This window comes from Bacillus sp. SIMBA_026 (assembly GCF_046535335.1).
Lineage (GTDB): Bacteria > Bacillota > Bacilli > Bacillales > Bacillaceae > Bacillus > Bacillus velezensis.
This window is the reverse complement of sequence record NZ_JAWRWX010000383.1, coordinates 1-247: the sequence shown is the minus strand read 5'-3', so window position 1 is coordinate 247 and position 247 is coordinate 1. Positions and strand designations below refer to the sequence as shown.

The following is a 247-nucleotide window of genomic DNA, read 5'->3' as shown; positions in this document are numbered from 1 at the left end:
TACATCTTCGGCACCTATGTCATTGCCTACGCCACTAACGTTCTGGGAGCACGCGGGAACGTCGTTCTCCTCGCAGTTGCCGCGGCTGCGCTGGTGGCAACAATCTGGATGCCGGTCTTCGGGCGTATCTCCGACAGGTTTTCACGTGCGGTGCTTTACCGCTGGTCGGCTACGGCAACACTCGCTTTAGTGGTGCCCTACTACTTGGTGCTCAACACCGGTGCGACCTGGGCGCTGTTCGTCGCCA

1 pseudogene is annotated in these 247 nt (G+C 59.9%); it reads left to right on the top strand.

Going from position 1 to position 247, the window contains the following annotated elements:
* Window positions 1-247, top strand: a pseudogene (locus SB847_RS21905) (MFS transporter); the annotation flags it as partial.